This window comes from Lysinibacillus sp. NPDC056220, assembly GCF_049315265.1.
GTDB lineage: Bacteria > Bacillota > Bacilli > Bacillales_A > Planococcaceae > Lysinibacillus > Lysinibacillus pinottii.
In genome coordinates this window covers 131,098-157,310 of record NZ_JBMOXD010000005.1, presented here as the reverse complement: position 1 = coordinate 157,310, position 26,213 = coordinate 131,098, and the positions used below count along the sequence as shown (strand labels likewise).

At 36.6% G+C, this 26,213-nt stretch carries 21 protein-coding genes; 10 read left to right on the top strand and 11 right to left on the bottom strand.

What is annotated here, in order from left to right:
• Positions 1-206: 206 nt before the first annotated feature.
• Together ACOZBY_RS16835 and ACOZBY_RS16830 are read right to left on the bottom strand one after the other, a co-directional pair.
• Positions 207-4,421 carry a S8 family serine peptidase gene (locus ACOZBY_RS16835; RefSeq protein WP_422762560.1) on the bottom strand — a complete coding sequence of 1,405 codons (4,215 nt, stop codon included), beginning with the start codon at positions 4,419-4,421 and terminating at the stop codon, positions 207-209.
• A 378-nt stretch (positions 4,422-4,799) separates the two neighbouring features.
• On the bottom strand, positions 4,800-5,978 hold the full coding sequence (locus ACOZBY_RS16830) for an MFS transporter (RefSeq protein ID WP_036162474.1): 1,179 nt from the start codon (positions 5,976-5,978) through the stop codon (positions 4,800-4,802).
• Positions 5,979-6,274: 296 nt separating this feature from the next.
• On the opposite strand from ACOZBY_RS16830, the gene ACOZBY_RS16825 reads away from it, so the two are divergent.
• Positions 6,275-7,102 (top strand): MBL fold metallo-hydrolase, encoded by an 828-nt coding sequence (locus ACOZBY_RS16825; protein ID WP_375828010.1) that lies wholly within the window; start codon positions 6,275-6,277, stop codon positions 7,100-7,102.
• Positions 7,103-7,170: 68 nt separating this feature from the next.
• On the opposite strand, the gene ACOZBY_RS16820 is transcribed toward ACOZBY_RS16825, so the two are convergent.
• Positions 7,171-8,148, bottom strand: coding sequence for a tRNA dihydrouridine synthase (locus ACOZBY_RS16820; protein ID WP_422762559.1), 978 nt, complete (start codon positions 8,146-8,148; stop codon positions 7,171-7,173).
• Positions 8,149-8,411: 263 nt separating this feature from the next.
• Here ACOZBY_RS16820 and ACOZBY_RS16815 point away from each other — a divergent pair, with 263 nt between their 5' ends.
• Together ACOZBY_RS16815 and ACOZBY_RS16810 are read left to right on the top strand one after the other, a co-directional pair.
• A complete protein-coding gene (locus tag ACOZBY_RS16815; protein ID WP_422762558.1) occupies positions 8,412-10,286 on the top strand; it encodes a leucine-rich repeat domain-containing protein in 1,875 nt (624 codons plus the stop codon).
• 105 nt (positions 10,287-10,391) lie between these two features.
• Positions 10,392-10,982, top strand: coding sequence for a hypothetical protein (locus tag ACOZBY_RS16810; protein WP_012296171.1), 591 nt, complete (start codon positions 10,392-10,394; stop codon positions 10,980-10,982).
• Between the two features lie 66 nt (positions 10,983-11,048).
• Here the strand turns inward: ACOZBY_RS16810 and ACOZBY_RS16805 are convergent, their stop codons facing one another.
• Positions 11,049-12,689 (bottom strand): thiamine pyrophosphate-binding protein, encoded by a 1,641-nt coding sequence (locus tag ACOZBY_RS16805; protein ID WP_180276580.1) that lies wholly within the window; start codon positions 12,687-12,689, stop codon positions 11,049-11,051.
• A 33-nt stretch (positions 12,690-12,722) separates the two neighbouring features.
• Positions 12,723-15,500 carry a bifunctional diguanylate cyclase/phosphodiesterase gene (locus ACOZBY_RS16800; protein ID WP_031416784.1) on the bottom strand — a complete coding sequence of 926 codons (2,778 nt, stop codon included), beginning with the start codon at positions 15,498-15,500 and terminating at the stop codon, positions 12,723-12,725.
• Positions 15,501-16,202: 702 nt separating this feature from the next.
• On the opposite strand from ACOZBY_RS16800, the gene ACOZBY_RS16795 reads away from it, so the two are divergent.
• Complete coding sequence (locus ACOZBY_RS16795) at positions 16,203-16,850, top strand: peptidylprolyl isomerase (RefSeq protein ID WP_422762557.1); 648 nt, start codon at positions 16,203-16,205, stop codon at positions 16,848-16,850.
• A gap of 76 nt (positions 16,851-16,926) precedes the next feature.
• On the opposite strand, the gene ACOZBY_RS16790 is transcribed toward ACOZBY_RS16795, so the two are convergent.
• Positions 16,927-17,256, bottom strand: coding sequence for a BRCT domain-containing protein (locus ACOZBY_RS16790; protein WP_375827867.1), 330 nt, complete (start codon positions 17,254-17,256; stop codon positions 16,927-16,929).
• A gap of 398 nt (positions 17,257-17,654) precedes the next feature.
• Here ACOZBY_RS16790 and ACOZBY_RS16785 point away from each other — a divergent pair, with 398 nt between their 5' ends.
• Positions 17,655-17,816, top strand: a complete 162-nt coding sequence (locus ACOZBY_RS16785) for a hypothetical protein (protein WP_012296166.1) — start codon at positions 17,655-17,657, stop codon at positions 17,814-17,816.
• Positions 17,817-17,917: 101 nt separating this feature from the next.
• A complete protein-coding gene (locus ACOZBY_RS16780) occupies positions 17,918-18,250 on the top strand; it encodes a hypothetical protein (RefSeq protein WP_230584506.1) in 333 nt (110 codons plus the stop codon).
• Here ACOZBY_RS16780 and gnd read toward each other — a convergent pair.
• From gnd to ACOZBY_RS16760, 4 genes are read right to left on the bottom strand one after another with little or no spacing between them, the layout of a single operon-like run.
• Positions 18,221-19,621 carry a decarboxylating NADP(+)-dependent phosphogluconate dehydrogenase gene (gene gnd, locus ACOZBY_RS16775; RefSeq protein ID WP_012296164.1) on the bottom strand — a complete coding sequence of 467 codons (1,401 nt, stop codon included), beginning with the start codon at positions 19,619-19,621 and terminating at the stop codon, positions 18,221-18,223. The two genes, ACOZBY_RS16780 and gnd, sit on opposite strands and share 30 nt — an antisense overlap.
• A gap of 27 nt (positions 19,622-19,648) precedes the next feature.
• Positions 19,649-20,995: a GntP family permease gene (locus ACOZBY_RS16770; RefSeq protein WP_375827868.1), complete on the bottom strand. Its 1,347-nt coding sequence runs from the start codon at positions 20,993-20,995 to the stop codon at positions 19,649-19,651.
• A gap of 15 nt (positions 20,996-21,010) precedes the next feature.
• Complete coding sequence (gene gntK / locus ACOZBY_RS16765; protein ID WP_036162469.1) at positions 21,011-22,552, bottom strand: gluconokinase; 1,542 nt, start codon at positions 22,550-22,552, stop codon at positions 21,011-21,013.
• Entirely contained in the window at positions 22,545-23,276 is a 732-nt protein-coding gene (locus ACOZBY_RS16760; protein ID WP_012296161.1) for a GntR family transcriptional regulator, read from the bottom strand. Before ACOZBY_RS16760 ends, gntK begins: the two co-directional genes overlap by 8 nt.
• 235 nt (positions 23,277-23,511) lie before the next feature.
• Here ACOZBY_RS16760 and ACOZBY_RS16755 point away from each other — a divergent pair, with 235 nt between their 5' ends.
• On the top strand, positions 23,512-23,721 hold the full coding sequence (locus ACOZBY_RS16755) for a hypothetical protein (RefSeq protein ID WP_036162467.1): 210 nt from the start codon (positions 23,512-23,514) through the stop codon (positions 23,719-23,721).
• 176 nt (positions 23,722-23,897) lie between these two features.
• Positions 23,898-24,176, top strand: coding sequence for a hypothetical protein (locus ACOZBY_RS16750; protein WP_031416780.1), 279 nt, complete (start codon positions 23,898-23,900; stop codon positions 24,174-24,176).
• 54 nt (positions 24,177-24,230) lie between these two features.
• Here ACOZBY_RS16750 and ACOZBY_RS16745 read toward each other — a convergent pair whose 3' ends face one another.
• Positions 24,231-24,722 (bottom strand): hypothetical protein, encoded by a 492-nt coding sequence (locus ACOZBY_RS16745; RefSeq protein ID WP_422762556.1) that lies wholly within the window; start codon positions 24,720-24,722, stop codon positions 24,231-24,233.
• A gap of 152 nt (positions 24,723-24,874) precedes the next feature.
• Between ACOZBY_RS16745 and ACOZBY_RS16740 the strand changes: the two genes are divergently transcribed.
• Positions 24,875-25,024 carry a hypothetical protein gene (locus ACOZBY_RS16740; protein ID WP_227256946.1) on the top strand — a complete coding sequence of 50 codons (150 nt, stop codon included), beginning with the start codon at positions 24,875-24,877 and terminating at the stop codon, positions 25,022-25,024.
• 174 nt (positions 25,025-25,198) lie between these two features.
• Positions 25,199-25,972: a nucleotidyltransferase domain-containing protein gene (locus ACOZBY_RS16735; RefSeq protein ID WP_031416778.1), complete on the top strand. Its 774-nt coding sequence runs from the start codon at positions 25,199-25,201 to the stop codon at positions 25,970-25,972.
• The last annotated feature ends 241 nt before the right edge of the window (positions 25,973-26,213 follow it).

Below are 26,213 nucleotides of genomic sequence, written 5' to 3'. Positions count from 1 at the left end.
AACCATATCATAAGTAAGTACGGTATGTATATATGCATTATGTTGAAAACGAAAAAGCATCTACAATAAATGATGCTATTTTGGATTGATTTAAAGTATTTAGTGAGAGCATCTATAAGAATAAGTCATAGTAAGCATGTCCTTATAAGAAATTAAAAAGAGAAATTGCATAGAGCAATTTCCCTTTTTGTTTGAATGGAGGTGAATTATGGCTCAAGTTTTGTAACTTCAAGATTATTTTTATTGCCGTTACCGTTACCATTGCCGTTACCATTGCCGTTACCGTTACCGTTACCGTTACCATTGCCGTTACCGTTACCGTTACCATTGCCGTTACCGTTACCATTGCCGTTACCATTGCCGTTACCATTACCATTACCATTGCCGTTACCATTACCATTACCATTACCATTACCATTACCATTACCGTTACCATTGCCGTTACCATTACCATTACCATTACCATTGCCGTTACCATTACCATTACCATTACCATTACCATTACCATTACCATTGCCGTTACCGTTACCGTTACCGTTACCGTTGCCATTACCATTACCATTACCATTACCATTACCGTTACCATTACCGTTACCATTACCGTTACCATTACCGTTACCATTACCATTACCATTGCCATTGCCATTACCATTACCATTGCCATTGCCATTGCCATTACCGTTACCATTACCATTGCCATTGCCATTGCCATTGCCATTGCCATTGCCGTTACCATTGCCATTGCCATTGCCATTGCCATTGCCATTGCCATTGCCATTGCCATTGCCGTTACCATTGCCATTGCCATTGCCTGGCTTTTCAACTAACACATCAAATGTTAGTGTGTGGTCACCATACGTTACCGTAATTGTCGTAGTCCCTGGACCTTTTCCTTTTACAATGCCTGCTCTGACAGTAGCTATTTGATCATTCGCTACTTCGTAGGTTGCAAGCTTGGTAACATCTTTTACTGTTGTTTGACCATTGACAGTAGTTACTTCAGTAATCTTAACGGTAACTTCTTTACCGATACTAGTTTCAACCTGTGCTTGGTCAATTTCTAGTGTTACGTTTGGTTCTACTACAACAGGTTCTTCAACTGTAACATTTAACGTAACAGTATTTTCACCGTATGAAATAGTAATTGTAGTTGTGCCTTTACCTACGGCAGTTACTAATCCATTTGCTACTGTTGCAACATTTTTATCCTCAACAGCATACGTAGCTTTTGACGTTACGTCTTCCTCCGTTGCATCACCTTCTGCAGGTGTAGAGGTTTCCGTTACCTTAAGCTGTGCAGTTTCCCCAACTGTTAGGTCTAGCTCAGTTGGATTTACAGACAGGGTAACTACAGGTTCTACTATCTCTTTTTCATATATTTTTGCTTCACCAACATTCCCGGCAGCATCCGTAATTACTACTGAGACAGCATTAGTTTCCGCTGTTACTGGGAATGTAAAGCTACCATCTTGATTTAACTCAAAAGCAACTGGCGCTTTTACTTGGCCATTTACCGTCGCAATATAGGAAGCTTTTAATTTATCATTTAAATTGTAATTTAAATCATATAAAGCTAACTCTTCATTGTAGTCGATATATTTATCTGTTACTTGTCCTGTAGCGACACCTTCAGCCACTGAACCCGTAATTTCTGGTTTAGTCGTTTTCACGACAATAGGTCCAACATAACCGGAAACTTGACCTGATGCTGCAAGACCAGTGAAGTCAATTGTATATAGACCATCTGGAATCTTTGTGGCAGGTTCTGATCCCCATGGTTTGTACTGCCCACCAACATTCAGTGTATAAGAGCCTTTTCCTAGCGCTGTACCTGCATGGAGATAACCAATATAGCCGTCTCCGTATTCTCCACCTTCAGGATTCATAATATCCCAAAGCTCGATATAGTTAGTTGTTACATCTCCAGTTAATGTGAATGAAAGGACCGCTGAGTCTTTCACGCCATCTCCGTTAAAGGATAGGTCTGTTTCTGTAATCTTATAATCTTTAATTTCCGTTACTGCCTCACCGCCAAGGTCAGCAGCGAATGGTAATGAGATTTCTGTATCTCCTCCATTAATGTAAATATATCCTAGTATTTCAGAGCCGTTTGGCGCCGTAGCTTGTGAAGCAGTTAATGTAATATTTAAAATTTGCTCACCGTTTAGGTTAAATGTTGGTTGATCTACTGTAACAGTTGCATCACCAAATGTTTTGGTCACATCAACGGATACGTTATAATTGCCACCGTTTCCTTTAATGTCTTTTACTAAAACTTGTTTCGTTACAGAAATATCCTGATCCTTAATTGATTGTGGACCGAAAGTAACTGTACCTTTCAAGTTTTCTGTAACTGCACCCGTTCCATCTAGAATTGCGCTATCAAGTGCATAAGCAAGAATTTCTGGATGAGCTGCAGCATACGCATTGACACGCCCAGCACCTTGAGAAAACACATCGTATTTTGTTTTATCTAATACCTGTGCTGTATTAGACAATGCCACTTTTACATCAAACGCATTCCAATTAGGATTGGCTTGTTTAACTAATGCCACAATACCTGCGATATGAGGAGTTGCCATAGAAGTTCCTGTTTTGCGACCATAAGCTTCCGCATAATCCGCATCTGGGAAATCCTTTTTATACATTGGAATCGTTGACATAATATTTGTACCAGGTGCACTTACATCCGGTTTAATATCAAAGTTTGGAGTAGATGGTCCACGTGAACTAGAAGAGTTTACATCATCTCCTAGTGTCTTTGTGGAAGCAAATTTACTAAAGCTTACTTTGCCTTTTCCGCCTGCTAATGCAGCGCGAATTGCATTGCCATCCGTTTGGGACATATCAAATGTTGGTAGATATTCGAATGCATCACCAAGGAATGTGCCCGAAATGTCCGGTGCATTTGATCCACCTGCAAAGTTATGAATAATAGTTGCGACAGCTCCATTTGCCTTTGCATTTGCAATTTTATCAACGAAGGCGATACTGCCACGCGAAATTAATGCCACTTTACCGTTTACATCAATTCCTTCAAAGTCTTTTACTTCTCCATTTCCAGGAACAGCAACTAGATCAAATTCTCCTTGAAGTTGTGTAGCTACATTTTTCCCGAAAGTAGTCCCCATTAATGGAAGCTGTTTAGTTAAGTTGTAGTTGCCAACTGTAACTTTCACTTCCCCGTTGTACATTGTTTCTGGATTTGTTGTGTTACCAACAGCGATTCCTAGGCGAGCGGTTGCAGGAGTGCCCATTGTTCCTCGATTTGGACCAGAGTTCCCTGTTGCAACTACTCCGATTGTTCCAGCTATCATTGCATTATTTATAGCAAATGAACCAGCATCTGTTTCAGTGTTAGCTCCACCGCCAAGTGAAAGGTTGATAATGTCCATTTTTTCAATGACAGCCGTTTCAATTGCTTTAACAATACCAGATGTAGCACCACTTCCATATGCTCCAAGAACACGGTAAGCATAAAGGTCTACTTTTGGAGCAATCCCTTTAATGCCGTATTCGTTAGCACCGATTGCTGCAATTGTTCCAGCAACATGTGTACCGTGAGAAGTATAGAACGCGCTTCCTTTTTCATTAAATTCAGGTGTCCCAGCTGGACGCTCTGAAGGCGATGTTTCTGATGCATCATTATCTGCCCGAGGCTTCGTATAAGTAGATGAATTTGGAATAAAGTTTTTTCCACCTTTATAAATTCCAGCAAACTCAGGGTGATCTACATCAATACCAGTATCTAACACGGCTACTTTTATTCCTTGTCCTTCAAGTCCTTCCTTCCAAAGCTCTTCGATGCCAAGAAAAGAATTACTTGTATTCATTTGAGCTTCTAATAGGTCTTCTTTAATAAGTTCTGATGATTTCGCCGTATCCTCTTCGGATGCGTGAACAATAACATCAGGTTCGATTAATGTAATGCCTTCTACTGTAAGCAGTTTCGGAAGATCGTTTGCTTTTACAGTTGCCGCAAAACCGTTTAAAACAGTATCAAATGTGTATCCTTGAGTCAGCTGTACCTTTTTAGTAGCTAACTCTTTTTTTACTTGTGCTTGTTGTACTTTTACATTGGAGCGAACTTCTTTTGCTTGAGCCTTAGAGAATTTTTCCCCATTGATTTCGCTTATTCCCTGCTCTAATGCAACAGGCTTTTCAGATAAATGGACAATGACTGGAACCTGTTGATTGCCTGATACATTTTCTAAGCTTTCGTGAAGAGTTGGACCATCTTTAGACAGGCTTAGCTGTTCCGCAATAGCTGCTTTTAGTTGGATAATACTTTCATTTTGACTATCCGGTTTGAATGGTTTCGAATCTTCAGCACTAGCACTCGACAATGGAACCAATAAAGAGAGCACCATAACGAAAACTAGAATACTACTTAAAAACTTCATAAACTTAAAATTTTTCAAATCGCATTTCCTCCCCTACCCTTAATTGTCACACTTTTCTGTTTAGTGTGATATTTCCAATTTATCACAATCTAACTAATTCGAATATCGGAATATTTAAATATTCTGAAATATTGATAATTAGTATCATTTTATGAATGATAGATTGAATCTTTTTTCCTAGTAATGGAATAAAAGGTTATAACTTTCAAATGAGAAATGCTAATACATTTTACCTGGATAATCCTACCAAAGTACTGTCGATTGTGTAGTAATTTAGAGAAAAGGAGGGATACCATTTGAAGGAGCGCTGGAAGGGGAATCTTTATAGAGTGTAATCTTGAAATAAAAAAACTAGCGATTATTTAATCGCTAGTTATTAGTGCAGGATGAAGTGTATCATTGTTTTTGATCTAAGTGATGACTAAAAAATGTTAGCAGGCTTGCACAGACTGCAACGAGTCCACCGACCCATGTTACATTCATTAAATTCCCTTGATGATAGACGATGCCGCCTAATGCAGAACCAAAGGCAATTCCTACGTTACTTGCTACAGGCATTAGTGAAGCGGCTAATCCTTTAGCACTTGGCTGGTAAATTTCAGCGAGATCAATTAAATAAAGCTGAGTAGATGTTGTTAACAGGATAGCCATTAGCGACATTAAGCCTATGTTAGCTAGTCCTAAAATAAATTGATTGGTGGTCCAAAATAAGCATATTAGAACAATTGCCTGCAGGAGAAAAACAAACCGAAGGCGACCGATAGGATTGTGATTGGCAATTTTACCAGCGAGTATATTGCTGAATATCGAAATAAACCCATAGCCAAAAAGAATAAAACTAATGGAATTATGTGGGGCCCCCATCCCCTTCAAAATAGGAACAAGGTACGTAAAGACTGTATATGTTGCACCAAATCCTAGGGCAGGAATGAAAAAGGCCATTAAAATACGCGGCTTGAGTATGAGAGAAAACTGATCCCGTATGGAGCTCCGTACTTGACTGAGTCCATTTGGTAAGGCAAAAAAGGATGCCATAAACGCAACCCCTCCCAGTAGAGTGGTTAACATGAAGGCGGCATTCCATCCATACGAGTTGGAAATGACAATACCAATCGGTACCCCCACGACATTTGCCAGTGTGAAACCGCCGAAAACGAATGATATAGCAAGTCCCCGTTTGTTAATTGGCATGGTTTCGCTTGCAACAATCATGGCTAGAGAAATTAATACGCCCGTTACAATTGCTGTCATAATACGAAGTATCAGTAGCATAATGTAGTTCGTAGAAATAATGCACAAAGCATTAAAGACAATGAAAGATGCTATCAAAAACAGCATCCATTTACGCTTTGGAAAGTGACTTGTTGCGGACATCACCAGTGGTGTAGCAACGGCAAATGTAATGGCAAATGCAGAAACGAGTGTGCCTGCTTTTGCATTCGTCATTTCTAGACTTGAAGAAATATCAGTCAAGATTCCGACAATTACAAATTCGCTTGTCCCCAGCACAAATGTTAATGAAGTAAGTGTTAAAATAAGTAACCAATGTCGCTTGGATAATTGTGTGTGGTGCATAGATACCTCTTTCTTAGATGAATATACATGTGTCACAGAGTAGATAAACAACCTAAACATCATATCATAATATTTTTACAAGAAAAATCACGAGATTATTGGATTTACACTTTCGATAAAGCTACTGATTTTAAAAGCTACATCAAGTATTGTTAAACATTATGCCTGCTACCTCCATTTTCAATGAAGGAGGAATATACTAAATTTGCACGAACCTTTACATAAAGCAATCTTGTTCAATATCTGCCATATTCACTCAAAAATACTACCTTTAGAAGGGAAAAGGAAGGTTCAAGATGATTCAATTCCAAAACAATACTATGACAGTTTTTCAAAGTGCATTATATATGACTACTTCGGCAATCATTCAAACGAATGAAGCAATCATTATGACAGATCCTAATTGGTTGCCTAGCGAAATTCAAGAAATTCAAGATTTTATAAATAACATTCAAGGTAACAAGCAACTATATATTATTTATACACATAGCGACTTTGACCATATAATTGGTTCAGGAGCGTTTCCAGAGGCCAAGGTAATTGCCTCTAAACGATTTGCTGACAATTTGAATAAAGCAGAAAGCATTCAAAAAATTCATCAATTTGATCAAAAGTATTATTTACATAGGAGTTATTCCCCAGTATACCCTTCAGTTGATATTGTCATTTCTGAGGATGGTTATACATTAGAGTTGGATTCAATTACGATGACCTTTTATCAAGCCCCTGGTCATACGGATGATGGTTTATTTACAGTGATAGAGCCATATGGGTTTTTTGTTTCCGGCGATTACTTGTCGGATGTTGAATTTCCATTCATATTCAGCAGCTATAAGGATTATGTAAATACAATTAATAAGGCTGAAAAGATTTTACTCACTCATGCCATCACAACCCATATACCTGGTCACGGATTAACAACACAAAATCTACAAGAAATTCAAAAAAGGATCGATAGCTCAAAGTATTACTTAACAAAGCTTCCGCACGATAAAGGAGAGTTAGAACAATATTTAAGGAGTGAGTATTCATTTTTTGAGGGGATGAAAAGGATTCATAGTGACAATAAGGAGATGATCCAAAAAGAAAGTTTAGAAGAGCAATTGAAGTCTTCTAAAATGTAATGAAGTATATGACAAAGCAACCAAAAAGGAGATTGGCTTGCAATAGCCAGTCTCCTTTATTATGAGGGTTACTTTGTTAATTCGTTTCTAGTGAAGGCTGCAAGTAGTTCTCGTACTTCGTCAGTTGAATGGGCATTGATTAATTGAATGCGTAATTGACTAGCTCCCTTGAAGCCACGCACATATATTTTAAAGAAGCGTTGTAAAGCTTTAAATGAACGAGTTTCAAATTCCTTGGAATATTGATCATGAAGATCAAGGTGAAGGTATAGCAAGTTCAGGTATTCTTCAGCACTATGCTCTTTTGGATCTTGTTCAAAGGCATATGGATTTGAAAACACACCTCTCCCAATCATTATCCCATCGATACCATATTGCTCAGCTAATTTTAAACCTGTTACTCGGTCAGGAATATCTCCGTTGATCGTTAGCAAAGTTTCAGGAGCAATGTCATCCCGTAGTTTTTTAATATCCGCAATCAATTCCCAATGTGCAGGGACCTTGCTCATTTCTTCTCGGGTACGTAGATGAATAGAAAGATTAGCGATGTTTTGTTTTAAAATATGAGTGAGCCACTCACGCCACTCTGCTACATCTGTAAAACCAAGTCTTGTTTTTACGCTAACAGGTAAACCACCAGCTTTAGCGGCTTGGATAATCTCTGATGCTAATGCAGGATGAAGTATTAAGCCGGCTCCTTTACCTCGCTCAGCCACATTATCGACGGGGCAACCCATATTAATATCGATACCTTTAAAGCCCAGCTCTTTCATGCCGATACTCATTTGACGGAAATGTTCAGGGGTGTCTCCCCAAATATGGGCAACCATCGGCTGTTCATCTTCTGTGAAAGCTAAGCGGTTACGAACGCTATCCATACCGTCTGGATGACAATAGCTTGTCGTATTGGTGAATTCCGTGAAAAATACGTCGGGACGACCTGCCTCACTAATGACATGACGAAATACAACATCTGTCACATCCTCCATAGGTGCTAAAATGAAAAATGGCCGTGGTAAATCAAGCCAGAAATTATTTTCGTTCATTGATGAATATCCTCTCTTTCCAAAATACTACCTTGCAAAAAGATAACATATTTCCTTTATTTCTTCACAATTAAATGGCCTAGCCTAATACGAGAAACTTCAGAGATGCTCTATTTTAAATTAGTGAGGATTAAATGTAGGTCTTCACAGCATTTTTATTGTTAATCTAAAGGGGGATGTAATTAGTATTTATAAGAAATATTGACATTTATTTTTCAGACCACTAAGCTTAATTGGAAATAGAGCAGGGAGGAGGATTGCCAGTGGAATTTGTGACATTACATTGTCCTAATTGTAATGGGAAAATTGAATTTAAAGAGGGGCAATCATTCAAATGTCCGTATTGTGATACTGAAATAATGTTAAAAGAAAATAAAGTCTACTATGTAGATCAAACGATTAATAACTATTATGGGACAACTGCTCCTCATACTACGATACGACCAAAAACGAATTTAAAAGCACTTCTTCTTATACCGATTGTCTTTCTATGTATATTTTTTGCTTATTTACTTTTAACCAATAATCAAAAAGAAGAAGGAAATTATGGAGTAACATCTGTACGAACAATACCTGAAAGTGAGGTTCTACTACACTTTTTAAAGGATGTTTTTGAAAAGGGGGAAGTAATGCCAAGTAAAGAGGAAATCGCAAGTATTCGTTATTTGGCTGCCTATTTTTCGGAGGAACAATGGCATTTTGATTACAGTCTGGACGATCCGTTTACAAATAAGGAAGCAGAAATTGTGACCTATACTATGCAGGATAAGTTATTAAATACGCAAAAAATTGAACAAAAGGATTTCGAAGCATTTACTGGATTGACTGTATTGAAGCTGATGAATGATTATGAAATATCGCAAAGTGAAAAAGTAAGCTTTCGACATTTGAAAAACTTGAAAAGCTATACAGGAAGCTTTAATGAATCTTTTAGTAAAATTGCGGAATACTTTAGCGATAAATCAATGGTTTCAGAACTCTCTATCCAAATTCGAAATAATAATGAACTTGCCTTATTGTTAGAGTTTCCTAATCTTCAATCCCTAGAAATATCGTATATGACGGAGGAGGTCACAGATTTCCCGCTTCTAAATAAATTGCCGCTAAAATCTCTGTCATTAAAATTCACCAATGATTTAAATTGGCTGTCTACTTTAACGAATTTAGAATCATTAACAATCGATATTAGTGAGGCGACAGATTTTAGCTCTTTTTATTCACTGAATCAATTACAGAAATTGAAGCTTACATCGGTAAGAAATTTAAAAACACTTGATTTTATACAAAACATGCCTAATCTACAATCACTTGATCTTGAATATATGAACATCGCCAATTTAGAAAAATTAAGAAATAAATCATCTTTAACAAAGCTACGTTTATCTTCTCCGGGTCAATTGGAATTACTTGATATTGTGAACAGTCTAACATTACTAACGGAGTTAACGGTAACTGATTATTATGGCGATACATCACCGATTGTAGCCCCCCATTTGAAGAAGGCTGAAATTACAGGTTCTTTTATACCAAAGCTAGAGGCACCTAGTTTAAAAGATTTGACTGTCTATATAAGTGGAAAGGATTCGACATTAAATGGTGCAGAATTACTTAAATACCCAATGCTAGAACAACTGACGGCGAAAGAGTATGGGGTTTTTACAGAGATTAGCTCTTTAAATGGCTTACCCAATTTGCAAACACTACATTTAGACGAGACATTTTTTGATGAAGAAACGAGTGAACTATTCAATCTAAAACATGTAAAAACATTAAATTGTTCAAAATGTAATTTTCAATTTAATAGTGAACATCCATTAACGAACAGCGTGCTGTTGCATTTAACTTTAAATGATGTATCGATGCGAGTAGGTAATGGTGATTGGGTGCATGAGGATGATAAGGTGATGCCTTTCTTTGCTGGTTTTTCAGCTCTACGTTCATTTACTTTACAGGATAGTTCATTACAATCGTTGAATTTTATGGAGAGTTGGCAACAAATTGAGGTTCTTCATTTAGAAAACAACGCTATTTCAAACATAGAGCCTTTAGTGAATCTACCCAATTTGAAAAAGCTTTATATTTTAGGAAACCCGGTACAAAATCAATCCGCTCTAGATAAAGGAATTGTGATTTATTAAAGACATGTGCGTGCAATTTAAAATATTTTATAGTTTATTTCATGAAAGCTCGTAGTGGTACACATGTGAGAAGCAATAGAATAGTTTTTATGGGAGGACCGGAAGATGAAGAAGTCAGAAATGATGGATCAGTATTTAGATACTTATAAAGGAAAGGCTAGTAGTACCGATATTTGGCATGTTGTAGATTTAATTTATAAGATTAATTTAGATGAAACTCCTATTGTAAATAAAGAGATGGTAGGAACCTCTGCATTCTCAGGAAGAGAGGTAATAGACTCCTTTCTACAACAATATGCGGGAGATATAACAGGGGCAAGGGTTCGGAGTATTCTAAATGAAATGTTTGGTGTTAATTTAGATGCCATATCCTCATTAGAAGGAGCAAGAATATCTTTATATTCAAAGGGTCAATGGATTGTTCAGCATGAAAAAGATTTATTTGTCGTACATACGGGAGCTGGAGATATAGATGTGAAAGTCTATTCTACAAATTATTTTTTTGAACAAACTGGACTTAAGGAGTTACCAACTAATTTAACACATGAACTAGCAAGTATCGGATATTATTTCGATGATACAATGGATAGCTACTATTTCTCCAATCCCACGGGTGAAGCAGTTTCAGATGCTTTTAAAGGAAAAACAATGGGAGCAATACTCGGAGTCATTCAACAGTCATTCTCGCATTTATAAATCAAAAAGGTCATATAGAGGATGTATTCATCCAACTATATGACTTTTCTTCATTAGTGATAACGTTTATTTTCCAAAAGAGGATAAAAATTTAACTCGATCGCCCATGGGAGGTGTATTATTGTCAGTTAAAACTACTTCCAATACAGCTGGACCATTTAAATTCATTAGGTGATGAAGCATATCATGATGAAGGTCTTGTAGCTCAGTTACTTGGAAGCTTGGTATATCCATCGCTGAAGCCATAGCACTAATATTAATGGGATGCTGCTCAAAGGATGGGTGAGTGCGCTTAAACTGTAAAGCATGTCCATGGTATACCATCCCTAAACGAGCATTATTCATGACAATAAATAATATGGGTAGATTATATTCTTTTGCTGTTAAAATCTCCATCCCATGCATGAAAAAGCAACCATCTCCTGTAATACATGCAACAGGACGTTCAGGTTCGGCTAACTTTGAACCAATGGCAGATCCAATCCCACTTCCCATTGCTCCAAAATGGACATTAATATTAAACGTATCATAATCTACTACTTTCATATGATGAATGACATAGGACATAAATTCACCAATATCAATAGCGTACCTTGTGGAGGAAGGTAAATATTTTTGAATAGTTAACAATACATTTTTCGTGTTATATTCCCCTGTGACTTCTTTATAAATCTCTTTATTTTCTTTAACCTTAAATGGAGTTTTTGCTAGACCGTTAGCTCGTAGTTCTTCAATAAGCAATAGTAAACTCACATTGATATCACCTAGCACAGGTAAGTCAATCTCATATTTTCGGTTGAACACGGATTGATCAAAGTCCATCTGTATCGAAAAACGATTTTTAGTAAGATTTAAGTTGTAGTTATTCGTGGCTGTTTCACCTAAACTTGAACCGACAATTAATAATACTTGCCCATCGCCATCAGCTATTAATTCTGAGGCAGCCTCGTGACCCGCAAAGCCGAAAACACCAACTAGGAGAGGATGATCCTCTGGAATATACCCTTTTGCCTGTGGTGTTGTTATAATTGGCCAATTTAGAATTTCTGCTAACTCTAGTAATTGTTCAACAGAGTTTTTTACGCCTTGCCCTACCAAAATATAGCCACTTCTTCTTGCTAATAGCTCTTCAGCTACATTTTTAATGGTATCTATTTCAGGAACAATGGCTGTTCTTTTTGGTGGAGCTGGTATTTCTACATGTGAAATTGTTTCATGTTGAATATCTATTGGTATAGCAATATGTACAGGACCTGGCACGCCAGATAGGGCAATTTCTGTGGCTTTTACTATTTCTTTGAGTAAATCCTTCGATTCTTTAACCGTTACGCTATATTTAGTAACTGGACGAAAGATTGGTTCAGCATCTAACTCTTGAGAGGCATTTAAACCGATCGTGTTAACAGGAACAGCACCGGTTAAAAATAAAACCGGTAAATGCTCCCGCATAGCATTTGCGGCACCTGTTACTAGATTTGTTCCTCCAGGGCCACTACAACCAATACAAACACTCAAATGATTGGAGTATTTTGCATAAGCTGCAGCCATATAGGATGCTGCTCCTTCATGTTTTGTGACAATAGGTGTTAATTCACTCATATCATTGAGTTCATCAAAAAATGCATTGACTGAGCCTGCTGGAATACCAAAAATATACTGCACACCACTATTTTTTAAATACTCTAAGACTGTGCGAGCTGCTTTCATCATCATTTCCCCTTTGCATAATAATGTAATAGGCTAACAGAAATATTTTTTCATAATTTCTCCAGCTTTCATAGGCTTACTGAAAAAATATCCTTGCATTAAATGACAATTTTGTACCAATAAATAGTCCGCTTGTTCTTTTGTTTCGACTCCTTCAGCAATAACCTCCAGTTTCAAATTTTGAGCTAGGGTAATGATTGTATTTGTAATAGCTGCTGCATCATCCGTTAACATTTCTTGTACAAAGGATTTATCAATTTTTAATGTGGAAATTGGTAAATTTTTTAAATATCCTAAAGATGAATAACCTGTACCGAAATCATCAATAGCTAAATTAACCCCAAGTCCCTTCAATTGTTTCATCGTTTTTAAGGTTACCTCTGTATTTTTTACAATTAGATTTTCTGTGAGCTCTAGCTGTAAATATTCAGGAGACAGATCGGCTTCATGTAAAACATTTTCAATAATAGAAAATAAATTATTCTGTTCGAACTGATGGACAGATAAATTCACAGACATACTGATTAAAGGAAATCCTTGATTATGCCATTCTTTTAATTGCTTGCATGCTTCCTTAAGAACCCATTCACCTATCGGGACGATTAATCCTGTTTCTTCAGCAAGTGGAATAAACTTATCGGGGGTAATCATGCCATGTTCTCGATGATTCCACCTTAATAAAGCTTCTACACCCTTAATTTTATTTGTTTTATAATTTATTTGAGGCTGATAGAAGATCATCAATTCATCACGCTCTAAAGCCTTATATAAATCATTCTCAAGTTTGATACTCTCAAAAGTCCTTGTATCCATTCCTTCACTAAAGAAATGGTAGCTAGTACCTGGCGTTTCTTTTGATTTGTACATAGCTGTGTCTGCATTTTTGATTAACGTGTCTGTAGTATCGCCGTTTTCAGGAAATAAACTTATACCAATACTTGTTTTAATATATATTTCATTGTCAATCAAATTAAATGGTTGAGAGAAAGAAGCATTGATACAATTTATAACTTTTAAAATGTCATTCTCACACTTAATATTAGGTAAATAGATTGTAAACTCATCCCCACCTTGCCTTGATACAGTTGCATCTTCTGGGACGCAGGCACTTAAACGTTTGGCAACACTTTGAAGCAATAAATCTCCATAACTATGACCTAACGAATCATTTACTAACTTGAAACGATCTAAATCCAAGTAGAGCACAGCTAATTTTTCACCATTTACTTTTGCATACTTCAGTCCCTGCGTTAGTCTGTCTAATAAAAGAACCCTATTGGGCAAATCCGTTAAACTATCGAAATAGGCATGGTATTTAATTTTTTCTTCTAATTGCTTTCTTTGCGTTATATCTTTAAATGTAATCACTTCGCCTACGACCTTATCGCCTTCTTTTATAAAAGAAGTGACGTATTCGACGGGGAAGTAGGTATGATCTTTTCTAAAAAACACTTCGTAGCTGTTAAAATTTGTATTTAAAAAGGGTGAAACAGGAATGTTGACCTCTGCCTCACAACCACTCATAATAATTTCAACTGATTTTCCAATCAAATCTCTATCTGTTTCATACCCCAGCATGAGCGCACCGGCTGGATTGCAAAACGTAATGTTTCGGTCAAGATCTAATCCGAAAATGCCCTCACCTGCCGAGTTGAGAATTAACTCTTTTTCACGGCTAAGTTGCTGTAACTCAGCGACAACACGTTCAAGCTCTTTATTTTTGTCTCTTACTTCCGATGTTCTCTCCTCGATTATAATCTCTTGTTTTTCCATATATAACTGATTAGATAATGCAGACGCAGTAGTATCAACAATGGACTGAGCTAATTGTAATTGAGTCTCTGAATAGAAAAATGGTTTATTTTCAAGATTAACAATGGAAATTTGTCCTAAAATTTCACCCATTGAAATCAAAGGAAACATCACTAAACCATTTATGCCGAAATTACGACAAACTTCATGATTTGGCCTGTCATCTTCAAATACATTTGGAATAAGAATGGCTTTTTTCGTTTCAAAAACCTCCTGCATGACAGAATCATTGCTCTCATCAATTTGTATTTTGTTATGTGTTTTAAGCCAATTCTCTTCGGTCCAATCGCTATCCTTACTCAACTTAGCCGGTTTAATACTTTTTTCTGCTAAAGGATCTAATAAGTGAACACCTATATTTTTATTATCTAAAACCTTTTCTAAGTAGAAAAAGCATTTATCAAGGCTCTCCTGTAGTGAAGAGCACATGGATAAATCACGTGTAACATCGAGCAGTAACTGCTTTTCATTTATAAGATGCTCTTTATAAGTTAAGTTGTTTGCGTTTTGAATGGCAACCGCAGCCATATTTACATAGGCTTCAACCGTTTGAATTTCTTCCTCAGTTAAATTCATTGGAATTCCATAATCAAATAAAAAAACAAGGCCAAATAACTCTTGTTCAAAGGAAATAGGAAGTGCTAATAAAGATTTAATATGAAATCCTTCAACGGCTCTAGGGTCAGGGCGATTATCTCTTGAAGTATCAGGAATATAGATTGTTTTCTTTGTTTCAATCACTTCCTTTGCCAGCAAATCTATTTCGGTTTCAATGACATGCATATTTAATGTCCAGCCGTTAATCACCTCTGGTTTTCCTACATATCCTCTGAATGTTCCATCTTCTTGTGGCAAATAAATTCCCACTGAATCACAGTTGACGATTTCTTCAGATATTGCGATTGTTACCTGCTCCAATACTTCACGTAAATCCAACTTCATGTTTATCATTTTCGTTATATTGGCCAGTCGAGAATATCTCGTTTGTTCTATAGACATGTAAATGAACCCCCAATTTTTTGTCATTGTCCTGTAGAAAAAATGTTAAATTTTTGCTTTATTCGTATCGAATGTCTTATTATTGTATTTTACAGTAGTAATAAACAGGTAGGTAAAAAATGTATAAATTAGTTAAAATTCCTTAAGAGTATGTTGCGATTTTAGCCATTACTCTTTTTATGTAGGACTAGAATCCTTTGATTAAAATTAAACACATTCTACAGTGACGATAATGATCTATTAGGTTTTTACTAGGAATGAAAAGTAAATGTTCCATCCAAAAAAATGCAAACAGCTTGTACATGTAAATTGTGAATTGTCAGGGGAAAATAAAGGGCCAGTTTCTAAAACGGTCGTCATAACTTAATGAAGAATAGTAACATATTATTATTACTATTTGCTTTCATCTATCAGAATGAATCCTCCTCAGAGTATTTTTCCAAACATGGGAATTAATACAACATTAGAGTGCTTCCTAATTTTATTCTACAGACCATTAAAAATTCCTCTATACAAATGAGCATTCATCCCTTTGCTAATTTAATATTCTGATTATTAGAATGCTATATTATTCAAAACGTATTTTAATTAACAGGTGTGAGTTTGTAACAAGAGATCGTCCTGACATGATGTGTGATTGATTGTGGTTAACTATGGGATAGTTTTATAATGAATTGATGGTAAATAAGAGGAGTTGAAAAGATGTATACACGTAATAAAGGTATTTATGTAGTGTTATCATTACTAGCAATTATGTTTGTATTGACGGGCTGTGGTACAGCAAAGGACAGTAAGAAAACAGAAACGGTGGATTACGCATCAAAGGTGAAAGAAAATCCGATTGTCACTATTACGATGAGCAATGATGAAAAAATTGTTATTGAATTAGAGCCTACCGTAGCACCAAATACTGTAGCTAACTTTATTTCATTAGTGGAAGAAGGATTTTATGATGGTCTTATATTCCATCGCGTTATTCCTGATTTTATGATTCAAGGTGGAGACCCTTCAGGTAATGGTACAGGTGGACCTGACTATTCAATTGATGGCGAGTTTTCCTCAAACGGTTGGGACAATAGCCTGAAACACGAACGTGGTGTTATTTCAATGGCTCGCTCGCAAGATCCAAACTCTGCAGGATCACAATTTTTTATTATGGTAAAAGAGACAACAAATCTAGATGGCGAATATGCTGCTTTTGGGAAAGTAATTGAAGGAATGGAAACGGTGGATGCCATTGTTGCTGCTGAGCGAGATGCTACAGATAAACCATTAGAAGATCAGCAAATGAAAAAAGTAGAAGTAGATATGAAGGGCTTTAATTACCCAGCACCTAAAGTAAATAAGTAATTCCTTTCATAAAAGTTAAAAAGGCTAAATCAATTAGGATTAAAGAGTATGTCGATTAACTCGCACATACTCTTTTTTATTTTTCAACTACCTTTGGCATTGAAATAATCCATAAAAAATCGCTTTCTATAAGTATTTGAATATCCTGACCAAGGTTAATGAGTTGCTCGGCTTTACGTTGTTTAGTACTGATGCCACGACGTTTGTCTCCAAGGATAATAAAATCGGTTTGCTGTGTAACGGTGCCTTGTAAAAATCCACCACAAGCCTTTACGTGTTTAGCTGCTTCTGAACGAGTCATCTTGGAAAGAGCACCTGTAAACACAATTTGCTTATGATAAAAGGGGTGGGAAGGGCTTTCGATTGGATCTGAAAAGATGATATCTAGGCTGTCCTTATTAGTCATATTGCCCTCCTGACTTCTTAAATTTTTGGGTGGTAGCTGTGATAAATACATCCACAAAAGAGCTCATGGGAATTTTTGTTATACCTTCTATTAGTTTAGTAATCGTTGCTACAAATGATATCCATCATCTTCATTATCGAGTTTTTTGAAATTGACCCTGTTTTAGGATCTCCTTATATTCACCCGGAAATGGATATCATTCATGGCATATTTACTTTTTCCAGCATGTTGGTTAGTACTTTTATTAGTACTGACCCATTGGAAGGAAACAGCTAGGTCCTATCGACCACCATTAATTGCGTTAATGTGTGGGCAGTTGATTCCCATTATAACAGCATTTGTTTATTTTCTGGACTTCCCCCTTTTGGTCTATTTATTCCTCATGCTTATTTAGAGGAATGCCGGTTGCTAAGGATGCTATATTTCATAGTATCAATGATGGCGTTATCGTATTAGATGAAAGCTATAGATTAATACAATTTGATCCAGCCTGTAATAAGATAATCCCACCATTAACAAGATTTATGTTCGGTATGCGCTTTGCGAAGGTAAAAACTTGAGGTAACAGGGCAGCGATTCCCGTTACATGGGAGAGCGTGGTGAAGAGGTAGGAGTTTGTGCTGGTTCTTACTAAAAAATGTTAGAAAAACAGGCTCGCTGTGTGTTTTTTCAACAATGTAATCAAGCGTATGGTGAGGCGAAAGGGACGTCATCCCCATTTACAGTGGTGCTAGTGGATATGAATCATCAAAGTATGGAGCTACAACCGCTTAAGACTACGATTAGCTTTGGGGTTGCTGAAGGTACAAATGGGGAAGAGACATTATATCAACTCTTAAACAAAGCAAATAAAGCACAGTACTCAGCAAAACAAGCAGAACGTAATCGAGTACATGTGTATAGAGATAATGAAAAAGCTAAAATATACAATCATGATACGATGATGTATATTTTAGCTTTTTATTTACCAATCTGTGTGGAACACACCTGCTAAATCAGTTCGCTCATATGTATGAGCACCAAAATAATCGCGCTGTGCCTGTAACAGGTTAGCATTAGATGAACGAGTCCGATAACTATCATAATATGTGAGCGAGGCACTTAAGCATGGGAATGCATTCCCTGCCTGTATACCCTCACATACAATTTTTCTCAATCCACTTTGATAGTCCTTTGTTTTTTCTGCAAAGTAAGGAGCTATTAATAGGTTGGCGAGTGTAGGTTGTTTGTGATAAGCATCGCTTATCACATTTAAAAACTCTGCACGTATAATGCACCCACTACGGAAAATGAGCGCAATATCCTTTAATGGTAAGTTCCAATTATAGAGCTCGGAGGTCATTTTATATTGTGTAAACCCTTGTGCATAGGCACAGATTTTCCCCATATAGAGGGCTTGTCTGACATATTCTACCCACACATCTTTATCTAGATTTGGCTGTGTACTGCTTGGACCTGCTAATACTGCTTCTGCATGAACTCGTTCTTCTTTTAATGATGAAATATAGCGAGCGAATAAAGCCTCTGTAATTATCGATGTTGGAATACCATTATCGATGGATTGCATACTCGTCCATTTGCCAGTTCCTTTTTGACCAGCTTTATCAAGAATCATATCGATTAGAGGTAAGCCTGTGACATCATCTTTTTTTCGTAAAATTTCAGCTGTAATTTCAATTAAATAGCTTTTTAATTCCCCTTGATTCCATGTTTCAAAGATTTCAGCAATTTCCTCAACAGATAATCCTACATTTTTTCTTAAAAAAGTATAGGCCTCTGCAATAAGCTGCATATCAGCGTACTCGATTCCATTGTGGACCATTTTGACAAAATGACCTGCACCTTTAGGCCCCATATACGTACAGCATGAATTGCCTTTAAATTGCGCTGCAATCTTCGTAAGAATAGGAGCCACCTTTTCGTAGACCTCTCGATTGCCACCAGGCATGATAGAAGGACCTGTCAATGCTCCAACCTCACCACCTGAAATGCCAATGCCTAAATAGCCAATACCTCGAGCCATCAGTTCATCATGTCTACGCTCTGTATCTTGATAGTGAGAGTTACCACCGTCCATAATGATATCGCCTGTTTCAAGGAAAGGCACTAAGGAAGCAATGACTGAATCAATGGCTTTACCAGCAGTCACCATTAAAAAGATCTTTCTTGGTTTTTCTAAAGAAAGCACAAAATCTTCTATTTCATAGTAAGGAGTAAGCGCTTGTCCTTCGACCTTTTGTAAAAGTTTGTCTGTTAGATCACGTGTATAGTTATAAACTGCTACTTGCTCGCCCTTATTAGCCATGTTTAAGGCGATATTACTGCCCATAACACCTAAACCAATAACGCCTATTGTATTTAACATTTATGCTCGCTCCTTCTTTTCCATTTTTTAAACAAATAAACTTAGTAATAAAATAAATCCTAGACCAGCTACAGATACAATTGTTTCTAGCAACGTCCATGTGGCAAACGTTTCTTTCATACTTAACCCGAAGTATTCCTTAAACATCCAAAATCCAGCATCATTAACATGGGAAGCAATTAAGCTTCCCGCACCTGTCGCAAGAACCACCAATGCAAGGTTCACATCATGTTGGCCTAACATAGGGATTACTAGCCCAGCTGTTGTTAAAGCGGCAACCGTAGCTGACCCCAATGAAATGCGTAAAATAGCAGCAATAATCCATGCTAATAGTATGGGTGATAAGGTAGTTCCATGGAATAGTTCAGCTACATAATCACCAACGCCACCATCGATTAATACTTGTTTGAAGGCACCACCACCGCCAATAATCAGCAGCATCATGCCAATATGCGAGATTGCTGTTGTACATGATTCCATTACTTGCTTAATTGGAATTTTTCTTGCTATACCCATCGTATAAACAGCTACTAATAAGGAAATTAACATGGCAGTACCAGCCTCTCCAATGAAGCGGATTCCTGCTAATAAGCTGTTATCTTCGAAGCCTATTGTTTTTTGAAGCAGCGTAATTATAGTAGCGATGGACATTAAAATAACGGGTAACAATGCAGTGAAGACACTTATACCAAAGCTAGGAGTATCCTCCAGCTCAAAAGTCTTTTGCTCTCCTAAAGAGGCAATATTTCCAGTTTTATTGAATGATTCAGGCACTAATTTTTTAGCTACCTTTGTAAATAATGGCCCAGCTAAAATAACAGTTGGAACGGCGATAATAAAACCATAAAGTAATACTTCGCCGATGTTTGCCCCATATTCACCTGCAATCACCGTAGGACCTGGATGTGGGGGCAAAAATCCATGTGTGACCGATAAAGCAGCTGTCATCGGAATACCTAGATACAAGATAGAAACCTTCAATTGTCTCGAAATAGCGAAAACAATAGGTATTAATAGGACTAGCCCTACCTCAAAGAAAAGGGCAATTCCGATAATAAAGGATGCCGCAACAACCGCCCATTGAATATTTTTTTCTCCAAATTTGTTCACAAGGGTCATAGCAATGCGCTGTGCGCCCCCTGAATCAGCTATTAACTTACCTAGCATTGCGCCAAGTCCAAATATTAATGCCAAGTGACCTAGTGTACCGCCTAATCCGGTTTCAATCGTTTTCACAATACTATCTACAGGTATTCCAAGAACTAAGGCGACACCAAATGAAACAATGATTAAAGAGATAAACGTATTTAATTTAAAGATCATTATTAAAATTAACAGCGCAATAATACCAATACCTACAATAACTAAAGGCATATATTTTCCTCCTTTTTAGTCAGGCTTTATTAAGCTCCTTTGGTATTGAGAAATAGACGCATAATCGTCTGCTAATACCCTTGATAAACGTATGAAAATAGGAAGTAGCTGTCTATATTCTTTTGCTGCCTCTTCTAAAGGTGTATGTTTATAAGTGTCACCAATCATATCAGCTACCACTTCAAAGGAATCAATTTTGCCAATTGCATATAAGCCTAAAATACATGCACCAAGGCAGGAACTTTCATAGCTTTCAGGTACTACTACCTCTGATTCAAAAATATCAGCCATCATTTGTCGCCAAATCTCTGATCGTGAAAAACCACCTGTTGCTTGAATGCGTGTAACGGGGCTTTCCATACATTCAAGTAATGCTAAGTACACGGTATATAAATTGTAGATAACCCCTTCAAGAGCAGCACGTATCATATGCTCCTTTTTATGTGACATGGTTAAACCAAAAAATGAACCACGTACATCTGGATTCCATAGAGGAGCGCGCTCACCTGATAAGTAGGGATGGAACAGTAGTCCATCAGCACCGGGTCTTACACGTTCAGCAATTTTCGTTAACACGTCGTACGGATCAATGCCTAATCTTTTAGCCGTTTCAATCTCAGAAGAGGCAAACTCATCACGAATCCAACGAAGAACCATGCCACCGTTGTTTACGGGGCCCCCAATAACCCAATGGTTTTCTGTTAAGGCATAACAAAAAATTCTTCCTTTGACATCCGTTTTGGGTTTACTAATAATCGTACGAATGGCACCACTTGTCCCAATTGTAACGGCAATTTCGCCTTCTCTAATGGCGTTAACTCCTAAATTTGAAAGTACACCATCACTTGCACCAATTACAAAAGGTGTTTGTGGCTCAATGCCAATGTGCTCAGCTAAAATTGGATTACAGTTAGTGAAATATTTAGTTGTTGGTACGAGCGTTGATAATTGTGCACTTGTAATTCCAGCTACTGATAAAGCTTCTTCATCCCAATCTAAAGTGTGAAGATTCATCATTCCCATAGAGGAGGCTAATGAATAATCTACGACATATTCGTTGAAGAACTTTTTAAAAATATATTCTTTAATGCCAATATATTTTTTTGTTTTACTAGCTAGTTCAGGGTGTTCCTTTACAAGCCATGTAATTTTACTTAGTGGGGACATTGGATGGATAGGGGTCCCCGTTCTTTTATAAATTTCATGTCCATTCCATTCATTCTTAATTTTATGTGCCCACGCCTCACTACGATTATCCGCCCAAGTAATGACAGGAGTTAACGGTTGGTCATTTTCGTCTATAGCGATTACACTATGCATGGCACTACTAAAGGATACAAATAATAATGGTTTGCCCGAATGGACCTTCATAATATTTGACATTGCTTGTAGTACAGCCTGATAAATCTCTTCTGGATTTTGCTCCGCTGTAGAAATATCAGGTGTATATAGTGGATACCCGATATTTTCTTGTTGAATTACTTCACCTTGCTCGCTGAATAATACAGCTTTTGTGCTAGTAGTCCCTATATCCACACCTAACATATAGTTAGTCATCGTGTGACTCAACCCCTTTTGATAGCATTTGCTGTGACCTCCATAGGTCTTCCACAGTCCCTTGAACATCGTCAAAATTGTCATGTAAAGACTTAATCATGAGCTTTCGATCTTTAGCTCGGATAGCATCTATATATAGCTCATGATTTTTCACAATACGAGTGAAATCATCGTATTTTTCAATAAAGCGCATGCGCATGGATAATAGTATTAACCCTTCCATTACTGGTTTCAAATTATTCCAGATCATCGCGATATAGGAATGTCCAATGGAGCGAATAATAGCTTCATGGAACATAACGTCTTGATAAGAAAATTCATCTGCATCATTATATTTGATGGCAACCTTCATCATTTCTAATGTTTTGCTAAGTTCCAGTGTTAGGTTAGTTGTATCCATCTTGATAAGACGTTCAAACACAAATGTCTCAATCAGCAAACGAACATCATATATTTCTTCTATTTCCTTCTCCGACAAACCAATGACAACAGCGCCCATTTTCTCAAGTCTGATGATGTTTTCAGATGCCAATGTCCTTAAGGCTTCACGAATGGGTGAACGACTTACTTCAAAATCGGCTGCTAATTTGTTTTCTGAAAGAATGGTACCGCTTTCAATTAATCCTGAAATAATACGCATTCTAAGCTCATAAGCTACACGGTCGCCAGTTGATGCCTTAGAAAGCCATTTTTGAGGATATAAATAATCCTTAGATTCGCTCATACTATCACCTTTTTTATCATAAGTATACTTGTATACAAGTATTATAATCAGAAAGAAAATAAGATTGCAAGCAACATAAAAGGAATAACAATGAGACATCGAGGAAAGAGCTTCTACAATAATACTTTGTATTTATGGCACATGCTTTCTTTTAACATGGACAAACTTTACAGTGAGAAGTTCTTAAAACACATATATGTTTTAAAGCTTTTCAAATAATTAGTGGAGGATGGTTATGTCAAATATGAATACAAATCGTAAAAATGCAAAAGTAAAAGAAACGAGAAGTGCAAGCATAACAAACCAACCTCGACAAATGCTCCAGGAAGAGTTTGGTTCGGAATTTGAACTTGATACATCTTCAGCTCAGGTTAATAATTTTGCTGAAACTAAAGGGAAAACAGGTATCAAACAACCAGTCAGTGAGCGTACTGCATGGCACTAGTTTATATTTGACAACTATTCAACACAATGAGAAGAACTAGGGTAGGTTCCTTAGTTCTTCACTTATAGCCTGGGAAATATTGTGTTTTTTAATATACTTTCCATACATATTTTCTAAACATTTCATAATACTACAGTTGAGCAATGAAAACTTTTTTAGGAAGGGAAGAGAATAGATTGGCAAAACACTCAGACACAAGTTGGAAACAGGATCATCCAAGTACATTATTTAGTAACTCGGTGCAAAAGGCAGATCGTATGTTAAAGCATGCAAAATCACATCCTGAGGAAATGGCTATCGAGCATGCATTTGACCAAATCAAACATGCAGAAAATGCGCGTCTTAATGCAGAGCAATATGGTGAACATTTGGATACAGTGCAGCAAAATAAAGATTATCTAGAGCAGATCAAGCAGCAGCTACATGAAATGAAAGAAAATATGTCGGGTCAGTAACAACCAAAAACGGCTTAAGTCCAAGTGAATGGACTTAGGCCGTCAAACTTTTTCTTAACACCAAACGACAATCTCGTATGGAGTAGTTTGGGCAGGTATACTTCTAGTAGTAGGACCATAAATAACAATTAGGTTTCGATTAGCAGGACTTTTTGTAAACGGTTGCCCATTTTTAAGTGATATAACGCTTGAAGGAGTAAGGTTTAATTGTAATTGCCCATCGCTGCTCACCAATTGTTGATTAAAAAAATCTACCTTTACATGTTGAAGGTTACTTTCTTTTACTACAATTAATGCACGATATTGCGGTGGATAAATCATAGGTACAGGTGCATCCCCATCATAATATCCAGTGATCCATTCACCTGTTGTAACAACTTCTTGATTCACAAAATAAGTAGAAGGAGAAATGACAAAGTTGACGACTCCGCCTACACCATCTTCGACACTCATCATTTTATAACAACCATCTCTGTCCCCATTTTGCCCCACTGGAAAATCACTAATTTGTGTGATGATACCACGAAACGATTTAAAATTTACCATAGCCATTCCCTTCTAAAATCATTCTTGTTCCTTTATTTAATTTATGTAGCATTGTAGGTTGAGGTGACAGACTCATAAATAGGTATTACTATTTTGCATGATCCTCATCTATACTTAACATGTTTACTATAAAGTTAGAGGAGTGGAATCTATTGAAGTGGATTTCTAAAAATAAGAAGGCCTTTTTATTAGTAGTAGTGGTTGTCATTATCATTGCGGGTATATTCGATATCAAATATGAGGGATTATTCTATCAACTATTGCCACCATCTATGCAAAGTTTTTTATCTGATTTATTTTAATAGCTAAAGACCATATCAAAATCCTTCCAGAAGTTCACTCTCGAAGGATTTTTCGTTTTCCTTCTTTATTCTACCCACTATTTGAAGGAGGTCTAAGCAATTATTAAAAATCCTAGGTATCTGTTTTTGTTAATGGAATACGACAAACAAATGCATAATAAAGATGGGAAGTGGATGTTCTTGAAAAATTGGAGAAAAGCACTAGAACTTTTTTTAAACGATTGGCAGAGCAGAGATGAAGTTGTAGGTGCGTTAGTTTGTGGGAGTTATGTTACAGGAAATCCTTCCGAACGGTCTGATATAGATGTGCATATTATTTTATCGAATGATGTGACATGGCGAGAAAGGGGTAATCAAATAATTGATGGCTTTCTGATCGAATACTTTGCTAATCCACCAGGTCAAATTCGGCGCTATTTCCAAGATGATTTTAAAAAACATAGGACAATGTCGATGGTACAATTTCAAACAGGGCAAATTTTATTTGATTATACTGGAATAATAAATGAATTGAAATTAGAGGCAGATGCATGGCTAGAGAAAAATTATGAAGCAATTGATAAAACAGTTCAAGAAATACAAAAATATGGATTATGGGATGCTTTGGATAATGTAAAAGATTGTTACGAGCAAGAGAAAGGAGACTTTATCTTTGTTTATCATAATGCATTAGCTTTTTTGTTTATGGAGTATAGTCAGTTTTTACAAATCGATACAATTCCTATTCATCAAATTCATTCCTATCTTGTAGATCCTATCTATCTGCAAAAGTATATGAAGTCAGCCTTTCCTGATGAGCGCTTTAAACAAATGTTTCTGCATGCCCTGAAAGAGAACAATGCTGAACAGATGTTGAAATCATTGGAGGCATTGGTTAGTTATGTGTTACAACAAATGGGTGGTTTTTGTATAGATGGCTGGCATGTAAAAAGCCCAATAGAAGGTTAATCTGCCTCATTCTGATATGAGACGCGTGTCAGTTTTTATGTTACTATATAAATATAATAATAAAATAGAATATATTTTTTATGAAAATGTCAACCATTTTTAGGCCCGTTATTCCATAAAACTTAAAATATCCTAGTTTTGTGTCTAATAAAAAGTGAGTTTTTTGCTTGAATTATGATGATAAAGGCTCGAAAAAAGCTGATAACTCTCATATAAATAGTTGATATTTTATTCTTGAACT